The sequence below is a fragment of the Bacillus sp. SJS genome, from assembly GCF_000732485.2.
GTDB lineage: Bacteria > Bacillota > Bacilli > Bacillales > Bacillaceae > Metabacillus_B > Metabacillus_B sediminis.
In genome coordinates, this window is record NZ_JAQV02000009.1 from 21585 (window position 1) to 46807 (window position 25223).

The following is a 25223-nucleotide window of genomic DNA, read 5'->3' on the forward strand; positions in this document are numbered from 1 at the left end:
CCCTCCGCGTTATCGTTTAACGTTCCACTTCGGTTTCTGATTTGCCGTAAAAAAGCTGCTGCGATTCTTTCTTGCTTCAATCCGCTGTTCACAGAAAAGATCCGCGGCTTCTGCTGTACAAATGCTACGGTCCTCGGAATGTTTGTAGACCTCTAAAAGGGAGGTGTAAATGGCTTTTGTTTTCGTCAGCACCCGCTGCTTATTCGGGCCGTACAGCTCATCGGCCACTTGAATCAGTCCTCCGGCATTCACGATGTAATCCGGGGCATAAAGGATCCCCCTTCTCCAAAGGTCCCCTCCGTGCTCCTCCCTTTCGAGCTGATTATTGGCAGAGCCCGCTACCGCCTTCACCTTCAGCATCCCGATTGTATGATCATTAAGTATTCCTCCAAGGGCACACGGAACGAAAACATCAGCATCCACTGCATAAATTTCGTCACCCTTCACCGCCTTAACCGACCCCGGAAGCCCTTTTGCTTTTTGATTCAGCAGCTCGATCGCCGCTTCGTTAATGTCGGACACAAAGACATCTGCCCCTTCCTCAAGAAGACGCTCCGCCACCTTGAAGCCGACCTTCCCAAGCCCCTGAATGGCATACGTTCTTCCCTGAAGCGCATCATCTCCCCAAACCGCCTTATTAGTGGCTTTAATGCCATAAATAACTCCGAGTGAAGTCGGAACAGAGGAGTCACCGCTGCCGCCGTATTCTTCAGGAATGCCGACGATGCAATGCGTTTCCTTCGAGGCATGGACGAAATCCTCCGGTGACGTGCCCATATCCGTTCCCGTATAAAACCGGCCCTTCAGCGATTCGACAAACTGCCCGAAAGCCCGGAACATTTCCGGTGATTTGTCTGTCAGCGGATCCCCGAGAATAACAGATTTCCCCCCGCCGAAATCCACATCCGCTGCTGCACATTTATAGGTCATGCCTTTGGATAGCCGCAGAACATCATTCATCGCTTCATCTATATTGGCATATGGCAGCATTCTGCATCCGCCAAGTGCCGGTCCGAGAGTTGTGTTATGTATCGCGATAATCGCTTTTAACCCTGTATGGGGATCGTTGCAGAACACCACTTGCTCGTGTCCGCTGATTTTAGCGAATACATCCATTCCCGCTGTCCCCCGTTCCTCCAATAAAGTAAACGCTTTCATTTCCTTCCTCCCTCAAGAGCCTGCTGAATTTTTGAAGAGATTTCTTCCTTCTGCAGGATGACCTGAACCACTTCTCCCTTTCCAATAAGCCTGTTATCCGTATACGCTTCAACATCCGTGTAAACCAGGTTTCTCTCTTTTTTCACAAGCGTTGCGACCACCCGTACAAGCGACCCCTCACCCGCAGGCGCAATATGCTTCAGCTTTACCGAGGCCCCCATTCCCTCTTCCCAATCCTCCAAAAAAGGAAGAATGATCTTCCTCGATGCCCACTCCATACTGTGTACCATCGAGACAGTGGAATAGACGGGATGAACAACCTTCCCCTCAAATTGAGCGAACATATCCGGTGTAACCATCACTTCGCAGGCAGCCTGGCAGCCAAGCTCCATCCCCTTTTTCATCTAACCCCGCCTTTACACGCTGAATTCGACATAATATTACAATAATTGTTAATAACGTTTATTTAACGCAATCTTATCATTTCGTTATATAATTTTCAATCAAAAAAAAGAAGGATTTTACTCCTTCCTTTCATGCATTCAGCAAAGCCCTGTCATTTGCCATCTGCTCGCCCCGTATTCGCTGGAACTCGCTCATTAATTTTTCAATAGTAAGCTCCTTTTTCTTCTCTTCATCCACTGATAAAATAATCTGCCCTTTATCCATCATGATCAGCCGGTTGCCAAGATCCAGCGCCTGCTGCATATTATGTGTCACCATAAGCGTCGTCAGTCCGTATTTGCTGACAATTTCCCTTGTTAAATTGGTAATGAGCTCCGCTCTGGACGGATCCAGTGCTGCCGTATGCTCATCCAGCAAAAGAATTGAAGGCTCTGTAAAGGTCGCCATCAACAGGGAAAGTGCCTGTCTCTCTCCCCCGGAGAGCATGCCGACTTTGGCATTCATGCGATCCTCAAGGCCAAGATGCAGCGATTCTAGCGACTCTTTAAAAAAGTCACGGCGTTTTTTTGTAACCGCGGTTCCAAACCCCCGTTTTTTGTTTCTCGAATAAGCCATCGCCAGATTTTCCTCAATAGTCATAGAAGGCGCGGTTCCTGCCATCGGGTCCTGGAAAACCCTACCGATCAGTTTGGAGCGCTTGTATTCAGGAAGCGCGGTTACATCCTTCCCTTCAATTTCAACGATACCGGTATCGGGCGGCAGGACGCCGGAAATCACGTTCATGACCGTTGATTTACCGGCTCCATTGCTACCGATGATGGTAACAAAATCGCCTTTCTCCAATGATAGATTAATTGAATCGAGGGCGATTTTCTCATCGAGTGTTCCTTCATTAAAAATTTTGTTAATCTGCTTTAGATGCAGCAATGGCCTCCCCCTCTCCATTTACACCGTGAAGGTCTTGCATCCGTTCTTTGTATCTCCGCGCTTTGCGTTTCTTCTGGCGGCGCTGCTCCATCACCTTTGGCATGATGAGGGCAAAAATAACAATCACGGCGGTAATGAGCTTCAGATCACCGGTATCAAGCCCTTCGACTTGAAGAGAAAGACTGATCACGATGCGGTAGATGACCGCCCCGCCAATAACGGCAAGCGTCGTTCTCGCAATCGTTTTTGTTCCGAATATGGCTTCGCCGATAATGACAGATGCGAGACCAATAATAATCATTCCAATCCCCATGCCGATGTCCGAAAACTTGGCATATTGGGCAACGAGCGCTCCGGACAGGGCGACCAGCGCATTTGATAGCCCCAACCCCAAAATGATCAGGGAGTCCGTATTGGCTGAAAAACTCCGGATCATCCGCTGATTGTCTCCGGTTGCCCGAATCGCCAGGCCTGTTTCTGTCTTAAGGAAGCGGTCTGTCAGCCATTTAATGAAAAATGTAACAATCAGCATGAACAGGAGGATGCCCCATCCTGAAGGAAGACTGCCTCCGAGCCCTATACTTGAAAGCAGGCTGTTCAGAGGAGCATCAATGCCGATATTCTTTGTAAAATCAGAGATGGCTGTGAAAATCGTTTCCGAGTTTAGCAGAGGGATATTCGGAACCCCGATTGACGTTTCAGACGTCGTTCCCATAATCCGCAGATTGATCGAATACAAGGCAATCATCATGAGTATTCCCGAAAGAAGCGGATTGATTTTTCCTTTCGTATGCAGAACCCCTGTCATACATCCCGCTGCGAAGCCGGCCGCAATCGAGGCAGCGGTCGCAGCAACTGGATTAAATCCCAGGACAATCATGGCGGCTGCCACAGAGGCACCCGTCACAAAGCTTCCGTCCACGGTCAGGTCGGGAAAATCCAGTACCCTGAAGGAAAGATAGACACCAAGCGCCATAATTGCATAAATAATGCCCAATTCTACTGAACCGAATAATGCAGAAAACATGTTGAATCGCCCCTAACTGTTATTCCGTATATTCCGCCATTTTGTCCCATTCCGGCTTGATTTTGATTCCCATGGCTTCCGCTGCTTTTTTATTCATCATCAGCTTCAGCTTGCCTGGCACCTCAACTGGAATTTCACCTGGTTTCTTGCCTTCAAGAACCTGCGCAGCCATTTCGCCTGCCTGATATCCAATATCATAGTATTGGAATCCATATGCCGCGAAAGCTCCCCGTTTGAGGGAATCGAGATCTGCCGTCAGCAGCGGGATTTTTTTGTCATTTGAAACGGAGACAACAGACTCAATGGCTGAAATCACCGTGTTATCGGTAACGATATAAAAGGCATCCACTTTTCCGGCTAGTGATTCAGCAGCCTGCTTCACATCTGCGGTTGTGGATACAGAGGCAGTGGCCGGTTCAAGGCCCAATTCCCCCATCACTTTTTTAACGGATTCAACCTGGGATACAGAGTTCTGCTCGCCGGCATTGTAGAGCATGCCTACTTTCTTGCCGCCAAGCTCTTCTTTTATGAATTTCATTGTACTTGGAATGGCTTCAGGGTGAGAATCAATGGTGCCCGTTACATTGCTGCCGGGTTTATCAAGAGAGGCGACCAGCTCAGCTCCGACCGGATCTGTTACAGAGCTGAAGATGATCGGAATATCTTTCGTAGCACTTAATGCTGCCTGGGAGCTTGGTGTGGAGTTCGCAAAGATGAGATCGGGCTTCTGGCTCACCAGGGTCGTGGCGATCGTCGTATTCGTACTGGCATCGCCCTGGGCATTTTTTACATCAAATTCAGCTTTAATCCCTTTATCCTCGAGCGCTTTTTTGAATCCTTTATACGCATCATCCAAGGATGGATGCTCGACAATCTGGGTAACACCGATTTTATACGTTTTGCCCGCACCGTCACCGCCTGTTTCTCCGGAAGCGCCTTCTTTATTTCCGCAGCCGCTTAGCATCAGACCGGCTGCCACTGCCATACCCAGCCAAACTTTCGTTTTCTTCCCCATTAAGATCCCCCTTTAATGTACAGCTTCTTTTTGAAAAAAATTGAAAATCGCGTGCCGAAAATATGAACTTCGTTATTTCACCGTAATGGTATCATCAGGAAATTAGCCCGTCAATCTATTTTTAGAATATTGAAAATTCTTATTCTATACGGGTAGACGGTACCCGATAAACACCCAGTCTGCCGATCGTTTCCTCCATCTCTTGCTTCATACCCAAGATTAAATCCTTTACTGAAGGAACTTGTTTTATCAGCCCGGCAATTTGGCCGCTGTTCCAATACCCCTCTTGTTCATTGCCATGTATGGCACCAGCAATATGGAAATCCTCATTTGTTTGCTTATTGTATTCTTCAAGTGTCATCCCCTCGCGCTCCCGTTCGATGATCAAGCCCGTGTAAGAATTTTTCAGGACCCTTCTCACCCGGCCAACTGAACGGCCAATAATCATCGTCCCCGCATCATCCGCCTCAAGAAGACGCTCTTTATAAAGAGGAGAAAACGGCGCTTCCTTCGTCGCAATAAAACGCGTCCCCATCTGAACTCCTTCCGCTCCAAGGGCAAGCATTGCTGCAAGGGCCCTGCCATCGCCGATCCCGCCGGCAGCCACCACCGGAATCTGTACAGCATCCACCAGCTGCGGAATCAGGGTAAGCGTCGTCGTTTCCAAAGGGGAATTCAAACCTGCCGCTTCATAGCCTTCACCAATTACGACATCAGCTCCTCCTGCCTCCGCCTTCCTCCCCTGTTTCACAGACGCCGTTACCGCCAGCACCTTTACCCCGTGCTCCTTAAAGTAAGGCGTGAACGGAGCCGGATTCCCGGCAGAAAGCGATACAGCATGCACCTTATGCTTAACAATCAACCCGGCAATTTCCTTTGCATGCCCGGACACTGAAAGAGCAATATTCACAGCAAAAGGGCGGTCCGTCCGCTCCTTCGTCTCCAGTATGATCCTTTCCACTTCATCGGGCGAGCGGGTACCCGCCCCAATCGTCCCAAGTGCACCAGCCTCAGAAATAGCCGCAGTCAGCTGAGCATTGCTGATGTTCCCCATACCGCCTTGGATGATGGGGACTTCGATATTTAAGATTTTGCATAGTTTGTTCATGGTGGGTGCTCCTTTATTAGTTTGGTAACGCTTACATTTTAGGTGACATCGGAGGGGGTGCCTGACCCGCGCTCTATTAGTGTGCTAAAGCTATGGCACCTGATTTTCAAACCCTTGCTGTGCAAGGGTTTGAAGAGGGCCCCCTCTGTCCCCCGCTACGGTGAAGATTGTGGGGACTGGCACCGTGTGTTTACTGTATTTACAGAGTGCGCGGAAACTTTTTGCACTGACCCCCGCTCTGCTAAAGCGCGAAACCTCCGTCCCCCCTGCTGTTCAAGTCAGTTGGGATAACGGTCGACGCACTCTATGCTTGTTCCCCCAGTGCGTTACTATACTGAGGGTCAGTGCACTGCACTGACCCCCGCCCTGCTAAAGCACGAAACCTCCGTCCCCCCTTCTTTCCAAGTCAGCTGGGATAAGGGTTCGTCCGCTCCTTGCTCATTCCCCCGGCGCGTTGCTGTGCTGAGGGTCAGTGCAAGCAGAGTTGTTAACTGTCGCCCACCCTACTTCTCCTCCACCAGCAAAGGATGCTGAAACACGTCATATTCGGAGTCCTTATTGGTCAGCTCATTGCCCTCTTGGAATACCTCTTCAAAGAAGCGGCTTGCCGGTTCGGCGAGTTCCCGGTAGTAGCTGCTGAAAAGGGAGGCGGCGTGGCTGCCTAGCCATTTTTCAGGGAGCAGTTCTTCGGGAAGACCGGGGTCGCTGAATAGGAATTTGCGGTATTCGTGGACGAGTTTTGTGCGTTCGACGAAGCATTCGGCGTCGGTCATTTCGCCTTTTTGGATTTTGTTTTTGTCGATGATGTATTTTTGGCTGTATTCGGCGATGAAGGCTTCGTAGCGGTTGTTGATTTCGTTTAGGTCCCAGCATTCTTCGACGAGCTTTTTGTTTTCATGGGGCCCGTCGTATTGGGATACGAAGAAGTGCACATATGGACGGATTTCATATTTGTCCATGAGGGCATAGACTTCTTTTGTCAGTTCGTTGGGGGATACCCAGCAGCTGTTGGCCATGGTTCCGAAGCCGCTCCAGACGAGTTCCTTGCGCAGTTCGTCGCGGATGGCGCGCTTTTCTTCCGGGATGGAGTAGATGAAGAGCCGCCATTTGCCGTCCCATTGATCGGGGCTGAGCTTGAAGATTCGCTTGGCTGCTTCCTCCATGCGGATGGAGCCGCGTTCAGTTAAAAAGTAGTGGCTTTTGTTGCCGATTTTTTTTGATGTGACCCAGCCCTGCTTGTTCATTCTTGAAATGGCGGCGCGGACTGACTGTTCGTTGTGCCCGAATTCCTTGAGGAGGCGGATCAGGCTCCCGATCCATATTTCATTGCCGTAATGACGGATGTAATCTCCGTATAAAGTAAAGATCATCGATCTCGTGTTGATGGTGCTGTTCATTGCGTTCACTACTCTCTGTCAAAAGTTAAGCGCTCTATTATCCTCCATTTGACAATGAAATGTTAGCTTCTGTCAATACCTTTCCTTTACTTGCCCATAAATTCGGGAGCCCGTTTTTCGGAAAAGGCGAGAAGCGCTTCTCTTCTGTCATAGGTTGGAATGGTTTGCTCGTATGCTTCCGCTTCAATGTTCAGGCCGCTCTCCAGATCCGTTTCCATTCCAGCTCTGATCGCGTATTTTGCCTGCTCCACCGCAACGGGTCCGTTTCTTAAAATTTCCTGGGCGAGGTGCTCGCACTCCTTCATCAATTCCGGTCCCGGGACGGTCCTTGTTAAAATACCGTACTGATAAGCCTGCTCGGCATCCATTTTTCTTGCGGTCAGAATCAGTTCCTTTGCCCGGGCTTCGCCAATTAAACGAGGCAGCCGCTGTGTTCCTCCCGCTCCGGGAATGATAGCCCAGCTTGTTTCCGTCAGGCCCATTTTCGCATGACCGGCTGCAAGACGGAAATCACAGGCAAGCATCAGCTCGAATCCTCCGCCAAATGCGTAGCCGTTAACTGCCGCAATGGTCACCTGAGGGAGCTTGGAAATTTCATGAAAGACGGTTCTGATTTTGAGCACATTGCGCCGAACGTCATCTTCGCCAAGTGTGAGTCTTTCCTTTAGATCAGCGCCGGAGCTGAAGGATTTATCGCCGGCCCCTGTAAAAATGACAACCCTGATTTCCCGGTCATGACGAAGTTCCTCAGTCAATACACCGAGCTCAGACAGCATCTCAAAGTTAAAGCAGTTCAGCGATTCGGGACGGTTCAGGGTGACATACGCAATTCCGTTTTTCTTTTCAAAAATCAGGTTTTTCAACGCGTTTCCTCCTATTCAATGTTTTCAATAATTGTCGCAATACCCTGCCCTACGCCGACACACATGGCGGCGAGTCCGAATTGAACGCGCTGCCTTTTCATTTCGTATAAAAGGGTCGTTAAAATTCGCGCTCCGCTTGCTCCGAGGGGATGGCCGAACGCAATGGCGCCGCCGTTGACGTTGACCTTCTGCCGGTCCAATCCGAGTTCCTTTATGCATGCCAGCGATTGGGAGGCGAAGGCTTCATTCAGTTCTGTCAGCCCAATATCGCCGACGGTTAGGCCGGCACGGGACAGCGCCTTTTTTACAGCATGCACCGGTCCCATTCCCATGATGGACGGTTCGAGACCGGCAACCGCTGAAACCTTGTATTTTGCGAGCGGCTGTAATCCAAGCTCTCTCGCTTTCTCTGAGCTCATCATCAGCAGGGCAGCCGCCCCGTCATTTACTCCAGATGCATTTCCTGCTGTTACGGTACCACCCGGAAACAGCGGCTTGAGTGATGCCAGTTTTTCGAGAACCGTTTCCGGACGGGGATGTTCATCCTGAACCACCGAATGTTCATTTCCTTTTCGGTCGCGGATGGAAACCGGAATGATTTCCTGCTGAAACCGGCCGCTTTCCATTGCTTTTGCCGCTTTCATCTGACTTTCATAGGCAAACTGATCCTGTTCCTCTCTTGTGATGCCAAACTGCTGCGCCACGTTTTCGGCCGTTTCCGGCATGGAATCTGTGCCGTACTTCTCTTCCAGCCTTCTATTGATAAAGCGCCATCCAATGGTTGTATCCAGCAGCTCCATGCTTCCTCTTGGAAAATCAGATTCGGGCTTGCCCATCACGAATGGCGCGCGCGTCATGCTTTCCGTTCCGCCCGCAATGTAAATATCCCCTTCTCCTGCTAAAATGGCCCTTGCCGCATAGTTTACGGCATCTAGTCCTGAACCGCACAGCCGATTGATGGTGGTGCCGGCCGTTTCAACAGGCAGACCGGCAAGAAGCGCGGACATGCGCGCGACGTTTCGGTTATCCTCTCCCGCCTGGTTCGCACATCCGAATACGACTTCTTCAATGCCTTCTACCCCTTTGTTCCGTTCAAGAAGTCCTCTTATGACAATCGCACCTAAATCATCTGGCCGAATGGTTTTTAGAGCCCCTTTATACCGGCCGATCGGCGTCCGGAGGGCATCAACAATGACTGCTTCATGCACAGCAGGTTCCTCCTTTATTTATCTGTGTAGTCATAAACGCCTTTCCCTGATTTGCGTCCGAGTCTTCCCGCTTTCACGTATTGAACAAGGAGCGGTGCCGGTCTGTACTTTTCTCCAAGCGTGGCATGCAGATAGTTCAGGTTATTCAGCCTTGTATCCAGCCCTACAAGGTCTCCAAGCTCAAACGGCCCCATCGGATAGTTCAGCCCGAGGCGGATGGCTTTGTCGATTTCTTCTGCCGAACCGACGCCTTCCTGAAGCATGTAGAACGCTTCGTTCCCGACGAGGGCACTGATTCTGCTCGTGACAAAGCCCGGGAATTCATTGATCATAACGGTTTCCTTCTTCATTTTTTTGGCCGCAGCCTGAATCGCATCAGCCGTCTCATCGCTCGTTTCAAGGCCTCTGATGATTTCAATGAGAGGCATTTTATGTACAGGATTGAAAAAGTGCATCGCGATGACGTTTTCCGGCCGCTTTGTAAAGGATCCGATTTCGGTCGGGCTCATCGTCGAGGTGTTCGTAGCAAAAAGGCAATGCGACGGTGCATTGGCGTCGAATATCTCAAAAACCGCCTGCTTGATTTCTTTTTTCTCAGGAACAGCTTCTATTATCAGGTCAGCATGCTTTGCCGCCTCTTCAAGACTTGCGGAGTAGACCAGCCGCGCCTTTGCTTCAGCAGCCTGATCCTCCGTCATGATTTCCCGGCTGAGCGCCTTCCGGAAGATGAGATCAATTTCTTGTTTGGCACTCTCCAGTGCTTCTTCCTTCACATCTGCCAGCACAACCTGAAAACCGCCTGCAGCGGCTACATAGGCGATGCCTCTTCCCATAACCCCGGAGCCGGCAACCATTATTTGTTCGATCACGATCGGTTTCCCCCTTTTATAGAAAAAAGGCGAGCGGCCCCCAAGATGGGAAAACGCTCGCTATTGGACTTGCCTTTTATACGTTAAAGAAATTCAGCGGACGGGTGCCGAAGTATGAAAGGACACTTTTCGTTTCGGTATACAAATCAAGGGTTTCGACGCAAAGCTCGCGTCCGAATCCGGACTGTTTGTAGCCGCCGAACGGTGTCCCAGGGAAAGCGGAAATCGGGCTGTTCACCATCACGATGCCAGCTTTGATTTCGTTTGCCACGCGGGTAGCGCGCGCCTGGTTTGTCGTCCAAATCGCTGAACCAAGGCCATAAATCGTATCATTGGCAAGGGCCAGCGCTTCTTTTTCTCCATTAAATTTCATCACCACGACGACCGGTCCGAAAATTTCCTCCTGAACGGATTTCATGTCATGATTCACGTTCGTGATGATGGTCGGCTCATACCAGTATCCATCCTCAAAGCCTTCCACCGTCGCTGCTTTTCCGCCTGTCACAATTGTCGCTCCGTCCGCAATTGCCGATTGAACGTAGCCATCGATTGTTTCAAGCTGATCCTTGCTGATGATTGCACCAATATGCGTTTCTTCATTAAAAGGGTTGCCAAGCTTCAGCTTTTTCGCCTTTTCCGTAAATATTTCCATGAACTCGTCATAGATGCTTTCTTCGACATAAAGGCGGGATCTCGCTTCACAGGACTGGCCGGTGTTGTAGAAGATTCCGTAAAGGGAGCCTGCGACTGCCGCCTCGATGTCCGCGTCTTCGAATACGATGTTCGGGGATTTCCCGCCAAGCTCAAGTGTAACCCGCTTCAGTGTCTGGCTTGCTTTGGCCATAATATCTTTTCCGATTGGGGTAGATCCGGTAAAGGCCACTTTATCCACTTCCGGATGCTCAACGAGGTAATTTCCGATCGTCGAGCCTGCTCCCGGTATTACGTTGACGACTCCAGGAGGAAGTCCCGCTTCATGGCAGATCTCTGTAAGGACGATGGCCGTAAGCGGAGTCAGGCTTGCCGGCTTCAATACAACACAGCAGCCTGCCGCGATAGCCGGAGCGACCTTCCACGCTGCCATCATCAACGGATAGTTCCAAGGAATAATTTGCGCGCAGACGCCGACCGGCTCCTTTTGAGTATAGTTGAAAAATTGACCCGGAACGTTGTTAACATCACCGCGGTGGCCGACGATCGCCCCTGCGTAAAATTCGAAATCCTCAATCGCCTGCATAACCTGGCCCTGAGCAGCTGACAGGGCTTTTCCCGTATCGAGAATTTCAAGCTCGACCAGTTCGTTGAATCGCGATCTCATAATTGAAGCAATTTTGTTCAGTACGCGGGAGCGTTTGCCGATTGGGGTACGCTTCCATTTGCCGCTGTCAAAAGCGGCTCTTGCTGCTTTGACAGCGCGGTCTGCGTCTTCAATGGAGGCTTTCGCCACAACCGCTACGGCATCACCGGTTGCCGGGTTGTATGTAGTAAAGGTTTCATCTGATTTGCTGTCCACCCGTTCCCCATTAATCAATAGCTGATACGTTTCGCGAATTGTTGGAGATGTTTCGAACTTTTTGTCTTTAACTGTACTCATGTTCATCACTCCTGATTTTTATTTTCCGGAAAACTGCGGTTTTCTTTTTTCTAAAAAGGCTTCGGTCCCTTCGCGGTGGTCAGCTGAAAGACCGGCGATCCGCTGATACTGCGCTTCCTTTTCAAGCATGTCATCAAGGCTTGAGGTGAAGCTGTCCCTGATGGCCCGTTTAATCAGGCCGATAGCGGCAGTCGGCATAGCCGCCAGTCTTTCAGCAAATGCAGTCACTTCCGGCTGCAGCAGCTCGGGTTCTGTTACGCGGTAGACGAGACCAAGATCCTTCGCCTGCTGAGCGGCCACTTTTTCACCAAGAATCGCAAGCTCCAGCGCTTTAGCGGTTCCTACGATTCTTGGAAGGTAATAGTGATTCCCGGAATCAGGGACAAGTCCGACGTGGATAAACGATTGAATAAAACTCGCTTTCTCTGAAGCAATTCGAAAATCACAGGCTAGCGCCAAACTGAACCCGGCACCCGCTGCCACGCCATTGACAGCTGCAATGACCGGTTTTTCAAAAGCAGCCAGCGCCCGGACCATCGGATTGTAGCGGTTCCTTAAAATATCTCCATGATTCGTTTCTTCCCCGATGCTTCCCAAATCCTCACCCGAACAGAATGCCCTTCCTTCACCAGTGATCACTACACAGCGGATGGCTTCATCCGAAGCTGCTCCCTTTAATGCCTGAGTGATTTCTTTATTCATCTGCGCGGTAAAAGCATTTAGTTTATCGGGCCGGTTTAGAGTAAGCCATGCAACGCCGTTTTTCGTTTCAAACTTAATCGCTTCGTACATACAGACCCCCTATTTCCCCTTAAATGAAGGACGCCGCTTTTCCTGGAACGCGCTCATGCCTTCTTTCTGGTCTTCTGATGAAAAAAGCAGACTGAAGTTCTTCCGTTCAAATTGCATCCCTTCATAAACGGAGTAATCCAGCGCCTTGTATACGGCCTCTTTGCTTAAACGGATGGAAAGCGGCGCTTTTTCTGCCAGGCTGGCTGCAAATTTCATCGTTTCTTCTATTAAAAGCTCCGGTGCGTACAGGCGGTTGACGACTCCAAAGCGCTCGGCTTCCTGTGCGGTCATCGTTTCCCCTGTCCAAATGTACTCGAGTGCCTTCGTTTTCCCCATCAGCTTTGTCAGCCGCTGTGTTCCGCCGGCTCCCGGCATGACGCCGAGATTCACTTCCGGAAAACCAAATTTCGCGGTGTCCGCAGCAAACAGCAGGTCGCAGGCAAGAGCCAGTTCAAACCCTCCGCCTAAAGCGAAGCCATGAACCGCCCCGATGATCGGCTTCTTGATGACGGTAATCCGGTCCCAATCCACAAACTGGTTGAGCAGCTCGATGCGGACAGGGTCTTCATTCGCCATTTCATCGATATCGGCTCCCGCTGCGAACGCTCTGCCGCTTCCGGTCAGAACGGTCACCCGGACATCGTCGCGCCGGTCATATTCTTCCAGCGTTTCCGCAATTTCGCGGATCATTTGCCGATTGAGTGCATTCAGAACCTTTGGCCGGTTCAGCGTAATCAGGCCGATGTTTCCGTGCACCGCCGTTTCAAGCAGGTTATCCATTATGCTCTTCACCGAAGAAGAAGGTGACAAGGTTTCCTGCAAATTTCATAACGTCCTTTCCTGAAGCTTTGGATTCGTCTGTTTTAGACGCTTCCTTGAATGCCTGCTTGCTTTCATAAAACATTTCGCACATTAAGTAGTACTCGCTCTCACCCATTGGAGAACCGGTGATTTTCGTGATTTTCACGTCCTGAAGGCCGGGGATTTTCTGTGTCAGCGGAATGTGAGTGTTGAAGTAGTACTCATCAAAGCTTTGTGTATCCTCTGGTTTTTTAAATAGGGCGACCATTTTGAACATGTTCATCTTCTCCTTTTTTTCTACATTAAAGTAGAGATTGGTTTCATCGCTTCAAACGGGTTCTTGCACGACTTGCAGTACAAAATGCTTCGGCAGGCTGTCGGACCGAATATATTTTCCAAGGTTGTATAACCTGAACCGCAATAGGGGCAATCCACCTTCCACATGCCGGTTTCTTCAAATAACACCGGGGGCGGGGCAATACCGAATTCCTTCAGCCGTTCGCGGCCTTCATCGGTGATCCGGTCAGAGGTCCACGGCGGACTGTAAATGAAATCAACCTGCACAGACTGGACGACATCCAGCATTATAATAGCGCTTACAATATTCTTCTTGATCATTTCCAGGGCCGGGCATCCCATGAATGTCGGCAATGCTTTCACCGTCGCAATACCGGATTCATAGTGAACAGACTCGATCATTCCGAGATCTATGACACTGACAGAGGGGATTTCAGGGTCCTTCACGGTTTGCAGTACCGTGAGGATTTTGTCTTTTATCTCTTTTTCCATTTGTGTGAATGCCCCCTTACCAAACAGCCGAAGGGTCACTTCGATATACCTCCGATAACACCTCGAGTGCCGACTTTAAATCCTCCGTGTGCTCTCCATTCCGGCCGTTGCCGGATTTCATGCCGCTTGGTGCCGGCTCCGGAAGCTGAACCTGTTCAAAAATCAGCTTGATTTTGGAGTAAAAACGCTTCTTCAGCAGCTCTTCTCCTTCGATCAGCCCATGCTTCGCCAGCTCCCCGCCAATAGCCCCAAACGTCAGCACTCCCTCAAATTCCTGCCACACCTTCTCAATGGCTCTTACCATCCTCGTTTTTGCTTCCCCTCCTGAAAGGGTCAGCTGCCTGAACCACGTTTCCCAGTGCATTAAGTGATAATACTGCTCCATATTGATTTTCACTGCCGCCTGAGCAAGAGGTTCATAGGATGAGTTTTTCAAGGATTCGAGTTTAATTTTTTTATAGAGATCATAAAAATAGTTTCGTACGACCGTGAATGCCCAGTCATACCTCGGTTCCTCTAAATAGGTACCCGGACCGTTGACCTCCTCTAAAATGATCGCGTTCTTCCGTTCATGAACGGGCCTTGAATGGGCCAGAGCATCAGCCGGGCCAAACCCGAGCTGTTCGAGCAGCTGATAGTAAATGGCCGCGTGCCCCATCGTATCCTGATTAATCGAAGAGTACGCGATATCCTCTTCAATATGCGGGGCAAGGCCGAGCCATTCCGAGCCTCTGTAAGCCGTGATGAAATCATCATCGGCAAGCTGGAAAAGGAGCTCTGACAAAGCCTTCCTATAGTCATCATTTTGTTTTGCCTCAAGGGCATCGTAAACGATTGTCATTTGCTCTCCTCACCCCAGGACAAAATCTCTTTTTCATCAAGCATCCCCTGCTCATATTCACGCCATTTTTTCTTTAAATAGCCGTAGCCTTTTGTCGTCCGGTAATCTTTATTATCCAGCCGGGCGAGCGATTCGCGCTCATCCTCCGTCATTTTCCGGATGTCCGACCGCTTGACTACCCAAATATCCGCAACCGGCTCGCGGCGCATAAAGTTTTCCTGAGCCATCACGGCCGCCAGCTCATGGTTCGGTGCAAGCAGGCTGAACTGGTATTGCATAGCAGCCGATGGCGTTCGCTTGCTGAACACCTCAAACACTTCAAAAAACTCTGTCCTTTGCTTTTCCGTCATGTGGTCAACCCCCTGCTACATCGCATTCTGGCTTTTCATGTTCAGGGCATCGAGCACCCATTTATTGTTTTCATAGGCGAGCTTGCGGAGACGAAGGCGGTCCTTCGATTTCGGCCCGTTGTTTTTAATGATGTTTTTGAATTCATTCCAGTCCGGCTGCTTGTAAATCCACAGCTTCTGATCTTCATCGAAGTGCATCGTTTCATCCGGAAGCGTCAAACCGATGGAAAGAACCCTTGGGATATACTTTGTGAAAAAATCCTGCCGGAGCTGTTCATTTGTTTTCGTTCTGATTTTGTACTTAATGGTCGTATCCTGTTTGGATGAACCGGTTGTGGCGGCACTTGCCGGACCGAAAAACATAAGCAGCGCCTCCCACCAGCGGTTGAAGGAGTCCTGGATCATCGCCTTCTGTTCCGGCGTTCCTTCTGTTAATGCGAGAATAATGGATTCCCCGTGCTGCGCATGGAAAACCTCTTCCGCACAGATTCGCTGCAGCGCTTTAGCATAAGGGCCATAAGAGGCTCCGAGCATATTTGTCTGCGAAATAATAGCCGCACCATCTACGAGCCAGCCGATTAACCCGGCATCCGCCCATGTCGGGGCTTCCATGTGGAAGACATTATGAAACTTTAAATCTCCGCTGAACAGATCCTCCATTATGTCTTCTCTTGTTTTTCCAAGCGGAGCCATCAAGTCTTCTGTCACGCGAAGCAGCATTTGTCCGTGCCCCATCTCATCCTGAACCTTCGCCATAATGCCGAGCTTTCTCCTTAAGGACGGGGCTTTAGGGACCCATTCCTTTTCCGGAAGCGCTCCCATTATTTCGCTGATGCCATGCATGGAAATCAGTTTGATCAAAGTCAGTCTGTAATCATCCGGCATCCAGTCGTCTGCTTCAATTTTTTCGCCGGCTTCAATTCTCTCCATAAACCGATTGTACTTCTCCTGGTCGGTCCGCTGATTAAACGAGGAAGTAACGCTCACCGCAATACCCCTTTCAAATTATATGACGATTTTATAACGTTATTATATATTATCATTATATTATATTCAATAATTTTCCTAAAGCTACGCAAAAGCCTGAGGAAAACGCGCATCTATTATTCTTACAGCCTTTCCCTCCGACCTTGGAATCGACTTCGGTGCAAGAATGCGCACATCAATGGATACAAGACAGGATGACCTCATCAGCTGCTGAATATGCCTCTGCAGTTCACCGATTTTCTCATGGGTGAGATCCATCTTCACCTCTGCGTAAAGACCATCGTTTATTTCTACATGCAGGGTCACTTCGTCAAGCGGCCCCTGCTTGTGAAGGTGCAGCTGATAGTGAGGGCTGATTTCAGGTACTGTAATCAGGTAGTGCTCAATTTCTGACGGAAATACATTGATGCCTCTGATAATCAGCATGTCATCAATACGGCCCTTGATTCTGGACATGCGCGCCGTTGTCCTCCCGCATTTGCACGGCTTTCTCGTAATGGAAGCAATGTCTCCGGTCCGGTAGCGGATAATCGGAATTGCTTCTTTCTTCAAACTCGTGAATACGAGCTCGCCAGGCTGTCCATCAGGTACCGGCTCAAAAGTGTCCGGATCGATGACCTCTGCCAGAAAATGATCCTCAGCTATATGAAGTCCGTCCTGTGCTTCGTGGCATTCCATCGCCACCCCCGGCCCCATCACTTCACTCAGCCCATAAATATCGCATGCTTTTATGCCTAGCCGATCCTCAAGCGTTCTTCGCATCTCCTCCGACCAGGGCTCTGCTCCGAATATGCCGTATTGAAGAGAGGATGAACGCGGATCCTTCCCCAGTTCCCTCATCCGTTCCGCGATATTCAGCGCATAGGAAGGGGTGCAGCAGATCACCTCCGGCTGCAAATCCTCGATAAGCGTAATTTGACGGTCTGTATTCCCAACGGATACCGGGACAACGGCCATTCCAAGCCTTTCACCGCCAGCATGCAGTCCAAGTCCGCCGGTGAAAAGACCGTATCCATAGGCATTGTGCAAAATCCCATCCGGCGTCCCGCCTCCTATTGCGATCGCTCTTGCAGCTAAATCCGCCCAGCTTTCTATATCTTGTTTCGTATACCCCACAATCGTCGGCTTTCCTGACGTGCCCGAAGAGGCATGGATACGGATGAGATCCTTTCGATCTGCCGCAAATAATCCGAACGGGTAATGCTTTTTTTGAGTAAAAGGCAGCTTTTGTATATCTTTCAGCTGCTGAATCTGATCCGGGGTAATACCTGCTTTTCTCAACCATTCCTTGTAAAATGGGCTTTTCTCATAAACAGTGCGAACCGTTTTTTTCAAATCCTCCAGCTGCTGATCCTCCAAAGCATGCCTTGCAAGCGTCTCTTCCCTATGAAAAATCAACCATATGCCCCCTTAAGTAATATTTCATTTTTACATGACGTTTATTTATCGACGTATTTAAAAAACGTTATATTTGCACTTTCAGCATACATCGCTCGAAAAGGAGCGTCAATTACTTTCTGAAAATTCCATCTTTAATAACTTAAAGCGATTCAGGTGCTTGTTCACTGCTTTTCTTGTTGATTCGGAAAATACTAAAATCCATCTTTCGAACCAAACTCCTTAACATAGCAGGCACAAATGTAATATGCATGTAAAACAGTTCACATCCACTTTTACTGATTAACACCCGTTTTCTGAATAGTCTAATCAACCCCCTTCTTTTCTCCCGATCATCGGAAACACACCATTCATGGGACTTGGAAACGCGAACATAAAGGAACCGGTTCCACATTTAATGAATCCTTCTATTAAAAGTAAACGAATACATAGTCTTTCATTTTACTGCTCACCTTCCTTTACCAAATCTATATCTTTAGTCATGTGCAGATGTAAAGAAAGTCCATTATTATATTAGAACGGTTACTTTTGGCCAGTTTGACGAGAAACTGCACAGCCTTTATTCTGTAGTTGCATGCGGAACCGGTTCTGCAAAATGCTGCGCTCAAGTGGTTCAGTCACTTGTTTTACAGATGCAGCCATCATTTATGTATTTCTTACAGTCCCTTGTCCCTTGAGTTTTACGGAAGGAAAAGTTAACTAAAACATTTAAGAAATGAGGACGATTATGAACATCCAGACGATTCTTAAACGCACGACAGCATTAACTCTTACTTCTGCTTTAGTATTAGGCGGGGGCGCTCAGGCTTTCGCTCAAGAATACAAGGATCAAAATAAAACATACGGCCAGGGCGAACTGACCCGTGAGGATATGGGCAAGATCCCAGGACAAATCGCTAAAGATAAAGCGCGCTACACAGTCCCTCAGTTCGACGAAAAGAAAATCAAAAACATTGAATCTGCAGTCGGCTATGATAAAGATGGAAACAAGATCATGCTTGATGTGTGGGACACTTGGCCTCTAGCGAACGCTGACGGAACCGTTGCAGATTATAAAGGATACGACATCGTTTTCGGTCTTGCTGGTGACCCTAAAGACGCAAATGATACATCGATCTATATGTTCTATAAGAAAAAAGGTGATGAATCCATTGACGCTTGGAAAAATGCCGGAAAAGTTTTTGAGAACGATAAAGTGAACCCTAATGATCCTCATCTGAAAAACAAAGATCAGGACTGGTCCGGTTCTGCGATTATGACAGAAGATGGCGAAATGCGTTTGTTCTACACAAACCGCTCTGATCGCGAAGCAGGCAAACAAACGATTACAACAGCGCAAGTGAATATGTCACAGCCTGCATCCGAAGAATTGAAAGTGAACGGAGTATCTGACCACAAGTCCATCTTTGACGGAGACGGCGAACTCTATCAAACGATTAAGCAGTTTACGGACGGCGGCGGAATGGAATCCGGCGATAACCATACGCTAAGAGATCCTCACTATATTGAAGAAAACGGTAAAAAATATCTTGTATTTGAAGCAAATACAGGTACTGAAACAGGCTACCAAGGGGAACAATCTTTATTTAACCGTGCCTACTACGGCGGAGATAAGTCCTTCTATGAAGCGGAAAAAGAAAAGCTAATGAACAGTGATAAGAAGAAAACAGCTGAGCTTGCAAACGGAGCAATGGGTATCATCGAACTAAACGATGACTACACTTTGAAAAGCGTGAAAAAGCCATTGCTTACTTCCAACACCGTAACAGATGAAATCGAACGTCCAAACATCTTCAAGCATGAAGGCAAATGGTACCTCTTCACTGATACACGCGGTGCTAAAATGACAATCGACGGTGTAGATAATGAAGATATCTACATGCTTGGCTATGTAGCAGATTCACTAACAGGGAAATTCAAGCCTCTGAACGGTACAGGCATTGTGCTTCACCATGACCTGGACCCGAATGACAAAACGTTCAACTATGCACACTATGCAATTCCGCAAAAATCCGGTGATGACTTTGTTGTAACAAGCTACATTACTAACAGAGGATTCTTCGAGGATCAGAAATCTTCATTCGCACCAAGCTTCTTACTGAGCATTGACGGCGATCAGACTTCTGTTGTGAAAGATAGCATTCTTGAACAGGGACAGCTTGAAGTCCCAGTTGAAAAAAAGTCTAAATAAGACAACTTAAGAAGAACGGAAAATGGTGAGTTTATTCTCACCATTTTCTTTTATCTATTCCAGAAAGGAGCAATTGAAGTGAACAAGTATCTATTTAATAGAAGAACGATAACATGGTTCGCCATTGCTGCCTTGACCATTGCTCTTCTGCTCATTTTTGCCCCGAAAGGAACTGAGGTAAAAAAAACACAAAATGAAAAGGAAGAACCGCCTCAGGAAGCTTCATCCAATCGCCCAGCATACCATTTCAGCACGCCTGAAAAGTGGAAAAATGACCCTCAAAAGCCGATCTTCATCGATGGAAAATATCACTACTATTATTTATACAACGGGAATTATCCTGACGGAGGCGGCACCGAGTGGCGGCATGCTTCATCTGAGGATCTCGTGACCTGGAAGGATGAAGGCATAGCGATTCCGAAGTTCTCCAATAAAAACGGGGACATATGGTCCGGTTCTGTTGTAGAGGATAAAAACAATTCGGCAGGATTTGGAAAAGGAGCCATTGTGGCTGTCGTTACCCAGCCTTCAGCCGATGGCGGCAAACAGGAACAATATTTGTGGTACAGCACCGACCGGGGGAAAACCTTTCAATCTTTCAGCGAAAAGCCGGTCATGTCTAATCATGGAACAGAGGTCTTCCGGGATCCCAAAATCATTTGGGATGAAGAGAATCAAAAATGGATGATGACCATGGCTGAAGGTGATAAAATCGGTTTTTATGAAACTAAAAATCTTAAGGACTGGTCTTTTACCGGAGAATTTAAAACCCAAAACATCGGCCTCCTCGAATGCCCTGATTTATTTAGAATGCGAGCAGATGATGGAACCGTCAAATGGGTTCTGGGCGCCAGTGCCAACGGGAAGGCAGCCGGAAAACCAAATACGTATGCGTATTGGACAGGGAATTATGACGGGAAGAGTTTTACCCCTGATTCCGCTGAGCCGCAATGGCTCGATTATGGATTTGACTGGTACGGCGGTGTGACGTTTGAGGATGGAAAAAGCGAAGATCCACTGAATAAGCGATATGGATTGGCCTGGATGAACAATTGGGATTACCCGCATAATACCCCGACAGTAAAAGAGAATTTTAACGGCGTTGATTCCATCGTCCGTGAAATTCAAATGAAAAAACAGGGAGATCAGAGCTACAGTCTGACTTCCATGCCGGTTGAGGCATTAGATCAGCTGACAGAATCAAAGCAAACGGCAGAAAGAACAGAGGTTGATGGGGCTAAAACACTTGATATTAAAGGAGAAGCCTATCAGTTCGAGGCCGATATCAGCTGGTCCGATGCTCAAAACCTCGGATTGAGACTGAGAGAGTCCAATGATAAGGCCCGGCACATTGACGTCGGCTTCCTCCCGGCTGAAGGCCTGTCCTACGTAAACAGGGGGCAAACCGATCAGCCAGACGGGAGCAGGAAATTTATTGAAAGCAAAGCACCCTTTGATGCCGGAAAGAAAAAGGTTCATGTAAAGGTCCTCGTTGACAAGACGACGGTTGAGGTCTTTGTTGATGACGGCAAGACGGTTCATTCAAGTCAGGTGTTCCCTAAACAAGAGGATCAGGGAATCACCCTTTTCTCTGAAGGCGGACCTTCCGTTTTTGAAAATATGGAGGTTAAACATTTCCGTCCAGCGAACCGATAAAAAATATAGCTGACTAAGAGGCTGGTGTCTAAATGACCCGGCCTCTTTTGCAAGTCTGATAACGCAAAGTTTTTTCCGCGTTTTGACAATTTTTGATATAATATGCACAAGACCGATTATGGAAAGGAAACCGTGATGATTGAGACAAGCCGCCTGAACCGGGGCAAGCAAAAGAAAAGCAAGAAAAAAAAGCGCAAGGTCATATCCCTGATCTTCCTCCTTCTTCTAATCAGTGCTGCCCTCTATTTTTATTTTCAATATAAATCTGCTCTTAACGTGTCTATGAAAGCGACTGGTGTCTCCCAAAAGCAAGTAGAGTTTAACGGGGTTCAAACAAAAGGAAAAATGAATGTACTGCTGCTTGGGATAGACTCCCGCGGCGAAGAAAAATCCCGCACTGATACCATTATGATCGGGCAATATGATCATGATGCGAAAACGGCGAAGCTCGTATCCATTATGAGAGATTCATATGTTGATATACCGGACCATGGAAAAATGAAAATCAACTCAGCTTATTCCATTGGCGGAGCGGAGCTTCTCAGGAAAACCATCAAGGAAAACTTCGATGTGGATGTTCAATACTACGCTTTAGTCGATTTTAATGGATTCTCTCAAATCATCGACACCGCCTTCCCGGAAGGACTGGAAGTCAATGTTGAAAAACGGATGTCCAAGGATATCGGCATGATCCTGGAACCCGGCTTGCAGCGTCTTGATGGAAAACAGACACTCGCCTATGTCCGGTTCAGAAAAGATGCCCAAAGCGACTTTGGACGGATCCAGCGCCAGCAGGAGATTCTCGGAAAAGTGACAAAGGAGCTTCTTACGATTAATGGTGTAGTGAAAGCACCGCAATTGCTCGGTACCATCCAGCCTTTCATTAATACAAATATTGATTCTGGAGAAGTCCTGTCCCTTGCTACGTCCTATCTGAGCAATCGGGATGAAGGAATCCAAACACTCAGAATCCCTATTGATGGTGCGTATGAACCGAAGAGATTCCAGCGGGCAGGAGCGGTTCTGGATCTGGATTTGGACGAAAACAAAGCAGCACTACAAGAGTTTTTGGGAGAAAATCAATAAACAATGAGAACTGCTGCGGCAGTTCTTTTTTTTATGCAGAACAGAAGCTTTTCAGGAGGAGTATCCTGCAACGTTTCATGACAAAGGAACGATTTCGACGGCACCCGACAAGGCTGTACAGGATTCTGTACCTAATGAACCGATTTTACAAAATCATACAAATGTTTCAAGGGCATCTATTTCGAATGCCGAATTACTTAACTATCCGAAAAAAGGAGGAATTCCATTGATTAAAAAGACCGCATTAAAAAAATGGATTGCAGGAGCGGCAATTGCTGCTTTAACAGCAGGGCTTGCACTGCCGGCAGAAGCGAAGCAGGAAACCTATTCCGCAAGTAAAGCTGCTTACAAAGGAACTTCTATAGCAGATGCTCCTCTGCTTGCTTCGAAAAGCCGGCGGGTTAGTAAAGGAAAAAACGCCGGGGATGACGTAAGAGGACCAGCAGATCCCTCCTACAAAATGGACGTAGTGTATGATGCCAAAACTCATAAACTGACTGGGAAAATGAATGTAAGCTTTAAAAACAATGTGAAGGACAACCTCAGCGAGCTCTATTTCAACCTATGGGGCAGAGCAGATGTATTCAAGGATAAAGGCGGGAGCATGGACGTCTCAGACATCCGGGTAAATGGGAAAAAGGCATCATTCCAGGTGAAAGATACGGCATTGCACATTTCAAATCTGTCCCTTGCTAAAAACAAATCCGCAACCGTTACAATGAACTTTAACGTAAGCTTCCCGAAACAGCAGGACCGGTTTGGCTGGTATGGAGATACTGTCTCCATGGGGAATTGGTTCCCTATTCTTTCGGTTTACGATGAGGAAGGCTGGAATGTCGATCCCTACTTTAACGCAGGGGAATCGTTCTATTCCTTATCCGGGAAGTATGATGTGAAAGTAACGACCGACCGCAAGCAGGTCATCGCAGCAACCGGCACTGAGCAAGGCAAACCGGCCGTGGACGGCGAGCTTGCCACCCATCACTATAAAGCAGAAAATGTCCGTGATTTTGCGATGGAAATGAACCCTACGTACAAAATTTTGTCCTCTAAAGTAAACGGGGTTAAAGTAAATGTTTATTACGACGACAAATATGCCAAATATGCCGCTTCCCTAATGGAATCCGGAAAAGACAGCATCAAGCTGTTCAGTGAAAAATTCGGTAAATACCCGTGGCCGGAGCTTGACGTCGTATCCATGGAAGGCTGGTTCGGAGGGATGGAATATCCTCAGCTTGTCATGATCAGCTTAAGCGAAAACCGGACCCAGGAATGGGTAAAGTCTGTGAACGCCCATGAAATCGGACACCAATGGTTCTATGGAATTATCGGAGACAACGAGTTTGATGAGCCCTGGCTTGATGAATCGTTTGCAAGCTATGCTGCCGCCCTTTATGATAACAGCCTTGATCAGTTAAACGTTCCTCCGCTTCCGGAATCCTATTATCATGTGACAAGCAAGGTTTCTGACTTCACTGCAAGAGGCAATGCTGGAATCAACGCCTATTACTACACCATTTATGACTACGGCGCAACAACCATCAATGACCTGCGTCTCGAAGTTGGAGATGATGCGTTCTATAAAGCGATGAAGGATTATTTCAACGAAAAGAAATTCGGCATCTCTACGACTAAGGACTTTATCGCAGCCATGGAAAGATCCACCGGCATGGATTTAACTCCATTTTTCAGAGAGCACCGCGTATTTCCTTCGGATCAGTACTAATCAGGAGCAGGACTTCTCATTCCATATGAGAAGTCTTTTTTTCACACAATCTTTCGACCCTCAGCATGAAGGGATTTAGTTCCTTTTGTAGAAATAAATAGAATATACAGAAAGCTTGACACAAATCAAAAGGTGGGTGACTGGCATGTTTAAGAATCGTTTTCTCAAGAATCTTCTAATCAAAGGGATGCCGCACAAGGAGCAAAACGTTTGTGAATTAAAGCTTGTAAAGGTAATCAAACGCTTAAAAATTGAAGACTACAATTTTAACTGGGACCGAAACAGCTGCTTTATTGAATTTTATTATAAGCAGGAAGCTTACAGGCTGGAGCATTCAATTGAAAAAGCCAATGAAAAAGGCATACTGCTGCGAAATGGAATGGACTGTTTAAATGACCTGACCGACTCCCTTGAAGATCTTTGCGCCATTATAGATAGAGGAACATACCGATTCGAAACATGGATTGCCGGCATGAAGCAATCCCCGCCAAAACAAGAACCGCCTGAATATCAAGAAGAATTCCATATCAGATACCGCTCATCAGGAGTCCCTCACTATCCGGAATTGCAAAGGAATGAGACACCATTCCACCCTGAATCTCCCCTGAAAGATTTTGATGAGAATGAAAATGTTCAGCTGCCTTTGCGTAAATAAAAAAAGACTTCCCGAACGCATGGGAAGCCTTTTTTCTTTATTTATCAATGATAACCTTCAGCCCCCTGACTTCCTCCGCTGCATCCGTCAGTACATCCGCAAGCTTGTCCGCCTGTTTCCCAAGATTCTTTTGGCTTTCATCAAAATGAAGCCATTTAATAATCATCGGAGGAACAGCATAATCCACTAAGCAGTCATACAGGGCATCCAGGTTTTCCCCGTAAAAATCCGGAAATGAAAGCTCGGTTTTAAAATATTGGTGAACATCCTTCACTGTCAGCAGGTCCTTGCCGTTTAATACGAGTTCAGTCATAAAATTCACCCCAGGCTAAGTATGTATTCCATTTCATTAAATAGGACTTGCTCTCAAGAAGCAAGTC

25 protein-coding genes are annotated in these 25223 nt (G+C 47.9%); 5 read left to right on the top strand and 20 right to left on the bottom strand.

Features of this window, described 5'->3' with window-relative positions; all coding sequences use genetic code 11:
• Positions 1–9: 9 nt before the first annotated feature.
• From AS29_RS04905 to AS29_RS04995, 19 genes are all read right to left on the bottom strand, one after another.
• Positions 10–1158: a Leu/Phe/Val dehydrogenase gene (locus AS29_RS04905; protein ID WP_082883737.1), complete on the bottom strand. Its 1149-nt coding sequence runs from the start codon at positions 1156–1158 to the stop codon at positions 10–12.
• The gene (locus AS29_RS04910; protein WP_035408331.1) at positions 1155–1562 is read right to left on the bottom strand and encodes a thioesterase family protein; all 408 of its coding nucleotides are present in this window, start codon (positions 1560–1562) and stop codon (positions 1155–1157) included. The genes AS29_RS04905 and AS29_RS04910 overlap by 4 nt, the downstream gene beginning before the upstream one ends.
• 130 nt (positions 1563–1692) lie before the next feature.
• A complete protein-coding gene (locus tag AS29_RS04915; RefSeq protein ID WP_035408333.1) occupies positions 1693–2490 on the bottom strand; it encodes an ABC transporter ATP-binding protein in 798 nt (265 codons plus the stop codon).
• Complete coding sequence (locus AS29_RS04920; RefSeq protein WP_035408335.1) at positions 2468–3517, bottom strand: ABC transporter permease; 1050 nt, start codon at positions 3515–3517, stop codon at positions 2468–2470. The genes AS29_RS04915 and AS29_RS04920 overlap by 23 nt, the downstream gene beginning before the upstream one ends.
• A gap of 19 nt (positions 3518–3536) precedes the next feature.
• On the bottom strand, positions 3537–4532 hold the full coding sequence (locus tag AS29_RS04925) for an ABC transporter substrate-binding protein (RefSeq protein WP_035408337.1): 996 nt from the start codon (positions 4530–4532) through the stop codon (positions 3537–3539).
• Positions 4533–4671: 139 nt separating this feature from the next.
• Positions 4672–5640, bottom strand: a complete 969-nt coding sequence (locus AS29_RS04930; RefSeq protein WP_035408339.1) for an NAD(P)H-dependent flavin oxidoreductase — start codon at positions 5638–5640, stop codon at positions 4672–4674.
• A 503-nt stretch (positions 5641–6143) separates the two neighbouring features.
• Positions 6144–7025: a phenylacetic acid degradation operon negative regulatory protein PaaX gene (paaX, locus tag AS29_RS04935; protein ID WP_035408436.1), complete on the bottom strand. Its 882-nt coding sequence runs from the start codon at positions 7023–7025 to the stop codon at positions 6144–6146.
• Between the two features lie 98 nt (positions 7026–7123).
• Positions 7124–7900 (bottom strand): enoyl-CoA hydratase-related protein, encoded by a 777-nt coding sequence (locus AS29_RS04940; RefSeq protein ID WP_035408341.1) that lies wholly within the window; start codon positions 7898–7900, stop codon positions 7124–7126.
• Between the two features lie 11 nt (positions 7901–7911).
• Positions 7912–9108 carry an acetyl-CoA C-acyltransferase gene (locus AS29_RS04945; RefSeq protein ID WP_035408344.1) on the bottom strand — a complete coding sequence of 399 codons (1197 nt, stop codon included), beginning with the start codon at positions 9106–9108 and terminating at the stop codon, positions 7912–7914.
• A gap of 14 nt (positions 9109–9122) precedes the next feature.
• The gene (locus tag AS29_RS04950) at positions 9123–9977 is read right to left on the bottom strand and encodes a 3-hydroxyacyl-CoA dehydrogenase (protein ID WP_035408346.1); all 855 of its coding nucleotides are present in this window, start codon (positions 9975–9977) and stop codon (positions 9123–9125) included.
• Positions 9978–10053: 76 nt separating this feature from the next.
• Entirely contained in the window at positions 10054–11571 is a 1518-nt protein-coding gene (locus AS29_RS04955; RefSeq protein ID WP_035408348.1) for an aldehyde dehydrogenase family protein, read from the bottom strand.
• Positions 11572–11589: 18 nt separating this feature from the next.
• Complete coding sequence (locus AS29_RS04960; RefSeq protein WP_035408350.1) at positions 11590–12363, bottom strand: enoyl-CoA hydratase-related protein; 774 nt, start codon at positions 12361–12363, stop codon at positions 11590–11592.
• Between the two features lie 9 nt (positions 12364–12372).
• Positions 12373–13143: an enoyl-CoA hydratase-related protein gene (locus AS29_RS04965; protein ID WP_035408353.1), complete on the bottom strand. Its 771-nt coding sequence runs from the start codon at positions 13141–13143 to the stop codon at positions 12373–12375.
• Positions 13136–13441 carry an EthD family reductase gene (locus AS29_RS04970; protein WP_035408355.1) on the bottom strand — a complete coding sequence of 102 codons (306 nt, stop codon included), beginning with the start codon at positions 13439–13441 and terminating at the stop codon, positions 13136–13138. The genes AS29_RS04965 and AS29_RS04970 overlap by 8 nt, the downstream gene beginning before the upstream one ends.
• A gap of 20 nt (positions 13442–13461) precedes the next feature.
• Positions 13462–13953, bottom strand: a complete 492-nt coding sequence (gene paaD / locus AS29_RS04975) for a 1,2-phenylacetyl-CoA epoxidase subunit PaaD (RefSeq protein ID WP_035408357.1) — start codon at positions 13951–13953, stop codon at positions 13462–13464.
• A gap of 16 nt (positions 13954–13969) precedes the next feature.
• Positions 13970–14794, bottom strand: coding sequence for a 1,2-phenylacetyl-CoA epoxidase subunit PaaC (gene paaC / locus AS29_RS04980; RefSeq protein ID WP_035408359.1), 825 nt, complete (start codon positions 14792–14794; stop codon positions 13970–13972).
• Positions 14791–15144 carry a 1,2-phenylacetyl-CoA epoxidase subunit PaaB gene (gene paaB / locus AS29_RS04985; RefSeq protein ID WP_035408362.1) on the bottom strand — a complete coding sequence of 118 codons (354 nt, stop codon included), beginning with the start codon at positions 15142–15144 and terminating at the stop codon, positions 14791–14793. Before paaB ends, paaC begins: the two co-directional genes overlap by 4 nt.
• Before the next feature lie 15 nt (positions 15145–15159).
• On the bottom strand, positions 15160–16074 hold the full coding sequence (paaA, locus tag AS29_RS04990; RefSeq protein WP_442854517.1) for a 1,2-phenylacetyl-CoA epoxidase subunit PaaA: 915 nt from the start codon (positions 16072–16074) through the stop codon (positions 15160–15162).
• Between the two features lie 141 nt (positions 16075–16215).
• Positions 16216–17529, bottom strand: coding sequence for a phenylacetate--CoA ligase family protein (locus AS29_RS04995; RefSeq protein WP_035408366.1), 1314 nt, complete (start codon positions 17527–17529; stop codon positions 16216–16218).
• 727 nt (positions 17530–18256) lie between these two features.
• On the opposite strand from AS29_RS04995, the gene AS29_RS05005 reads away from it, so the two are divergent.
• From AS29_RS05005 to AS29_RS05025, 5 genes are all read left to right on the top strand, one after another.
• Positions 18257–19720: a glycoside hydrolase family 68 protein gene (locus AS29_RS05005; protein ID WP_035408370.1), complete on the top strand. Its 1464-nt coding sequence runs from the start codon at positions 18257–18259 to the stop codon at positions 19718–19720.
• 123 nt (positions 19721–19843) lie between these two features.
• Positions 19844–21376: a glycoside hydrolase family 32 protein gene (locus AS29_RS05010; RefSeq protein WP_156505872.1), complete on the top strand. Its 1533-nt coding sequence runs from the start codon at positions 19844–19846 to the stop codon at positions 21374–21376.
• A gap of 135 nt (positions 21377–21511) precedes the next feature.
• Entirely contained in the window at positions 21512–22462 is a 951-nt protein-coding gene (locus AS29_RS05015; protein WP_035408374.1) for an LCP family protein, read from the top strand.
• A 226-nt stretch (positions 22463–22688) separates the two neighbouring features.
• On the top strand, positions 22689–24188 hold the full coding sequence (locus tag AS29_RS05020) for a M1 family metallopeptidase (RefSeq protein ID WP_035408376.1): 1500 nt from the start codon (positions 22689–22691) through the stop codon (positions 24186–24188).
• A gap of 145 nt (positions 24189–24333) precedes the next feature.
• Positions 24334–24843, top strand: coding sequence for a hypothetical protein (locus AS29_RS05025; RefSeq protein ID WP_035408377.1), 510 nt, complete (start codon positions 24334–24336; stop codon positions 24841–24843).
• 37 nt (positions 24844–24880) lie between these two features.
• On the opposite strand, the gene AS29_RS05030 is transcribed toward AS29_RS05025, so the two are convergent.
• On the bottom strand, positions 24881–25156 hold the full coding sequence (locus AS29_RS05030; protein WP_035408379.1) for a barstar family protein: 276 nt from the start codon (positions 25154–25156) through the stop codon (positions 24881–24883).
• Positions 25157–25223 lie beyond the last annotated feature (67 nt).

What these genes read in the sequence shown, in the direction of transcription:
- AS29_RS04905 (WP_082883737.1), bottom strand. Translation starts at nt 1,158, where the DNA reads ATGAAAGCGTTTACTTTATTGGAGGAACGGGGGACAGCGGGAATGGAT.
- AS29_RS04910 (WP_035408331.1), bottom strand. Translation starts at nt 1,562, where the DNA reads ATGAAAAAGGGGATGGAGCTTGGCTGCCAGGCTGCCTGCGAAGTGATG.
- AS29_RS04920 (WP_035408335.1), bottom strand. Translation starts at nt 3,517, where the DNA reads ATGTTTTCTGCATTATTCGGTTCAGTAGAATTGGGCATTATTTATGCA.
- AS29_RS04925 (WP_035408337.1), bottom strand. Translation starts at nt 4,532, where the DNA reads ATGGGGAAGAAAACGAAAGTTTGGCTGGGTATGGCAGTGGCAGCCGGT.
- AS29_RS04930 (WP_035408339.1), bottom strand. Translation starts at nt 5,640, where the DNA reads ATGAACAAACTATGCAAAATCTTAAATATCGAAGTCCCCATCATCCAA.
- AS29_RS04955 (WP_035408348.1), bottom strand. Translation starts at nt 11,571, where the DNA reads ATGAGTACAGTTAAAGACAAAAAGTTCGAAACATCTCCAACAATTCGC.
- AS29_RS04960 (WP_035408350.1), bottom strand. Translation starts at nt 12,363, where the DNA reads ATGTACGAAGCGATTAAGTTTGAAACGAAAAACGGCGTTGCATGGCTT.
- AS29_RS04965 (WP_035408353.1), bottom strand. Translation starts at nt 13,143, where the DNA reads ATGGATAACCTGCTTGAAACGGCGGTGCACGGAAACATCGGCCTGATT.
- AS29_RS04970 (WP_035408355.1), bottom strand. Translation starts at nt 13,441, where the DNA reads ATGTTCAAAATGGTCGCCCTATTTAAAAAACCAGAGGATACACAAAGC.
- paaD (WP_035408357.1), bottom strand. Translation starts at nt 13,953, where the DNA reads ATGGAAAAAGAGATAAAAGACAAAATCCTCACGGTACTGCAAACCGTG.
- paaC (WP_035408359.1), bottom strand. Translation starts at nt 14,794, where the DNA reads ATGACAATCGTTTACGATGCCCTTGAGGCAAAACAAAATGATGACTAT.
- paaB (WP_035408362.1), bottom strand. Translation starts at nt 15,144, where the DNA reads ATGACGGAAAAGCAAAGGACAGAGTTTTTTGAAGTGTTTGAGGTGTTC.
- paaA (WP_442854517.1), bottom strand. Translation starts at nt 16,074, where the DNA reads ATGGAGAGAATTGAAGCCGGCGAAAAAATTGAAGCAGACGACTGGATG.
- AS29_RS05005 (WP_035408370.1), top strand. Translation starts at nt 18,257, where the DNA reads ATGAACATCCAGACGATTCTTAAACGCACGACAGCATTAACTCTTACT.
- AS29_RS05015 (WP_035408374.1), top strand. Translation starts at nt 21,512, where the DNA reads ATGATTGAGACAAGCCGCCTGAACCGGGGCAAGCAAAAGAAAAGCAAG.
- AS29_RS05025 (WP_035408377.1), top strand. Translation starts at nt 24,334, where the DNA reads ATGTTTAAGAATCGTTTTCTCAAGAATCTTCTAATCAAAGGGATGCCG.
- AS29_RS05030 (WP_035408379.1), bottom strand. Translation starts at nt 25,156, where the DNA reads ATGACTGAACTCGTATTAAACGGCAAGGACCTGCTGACAGTGAAGGAT.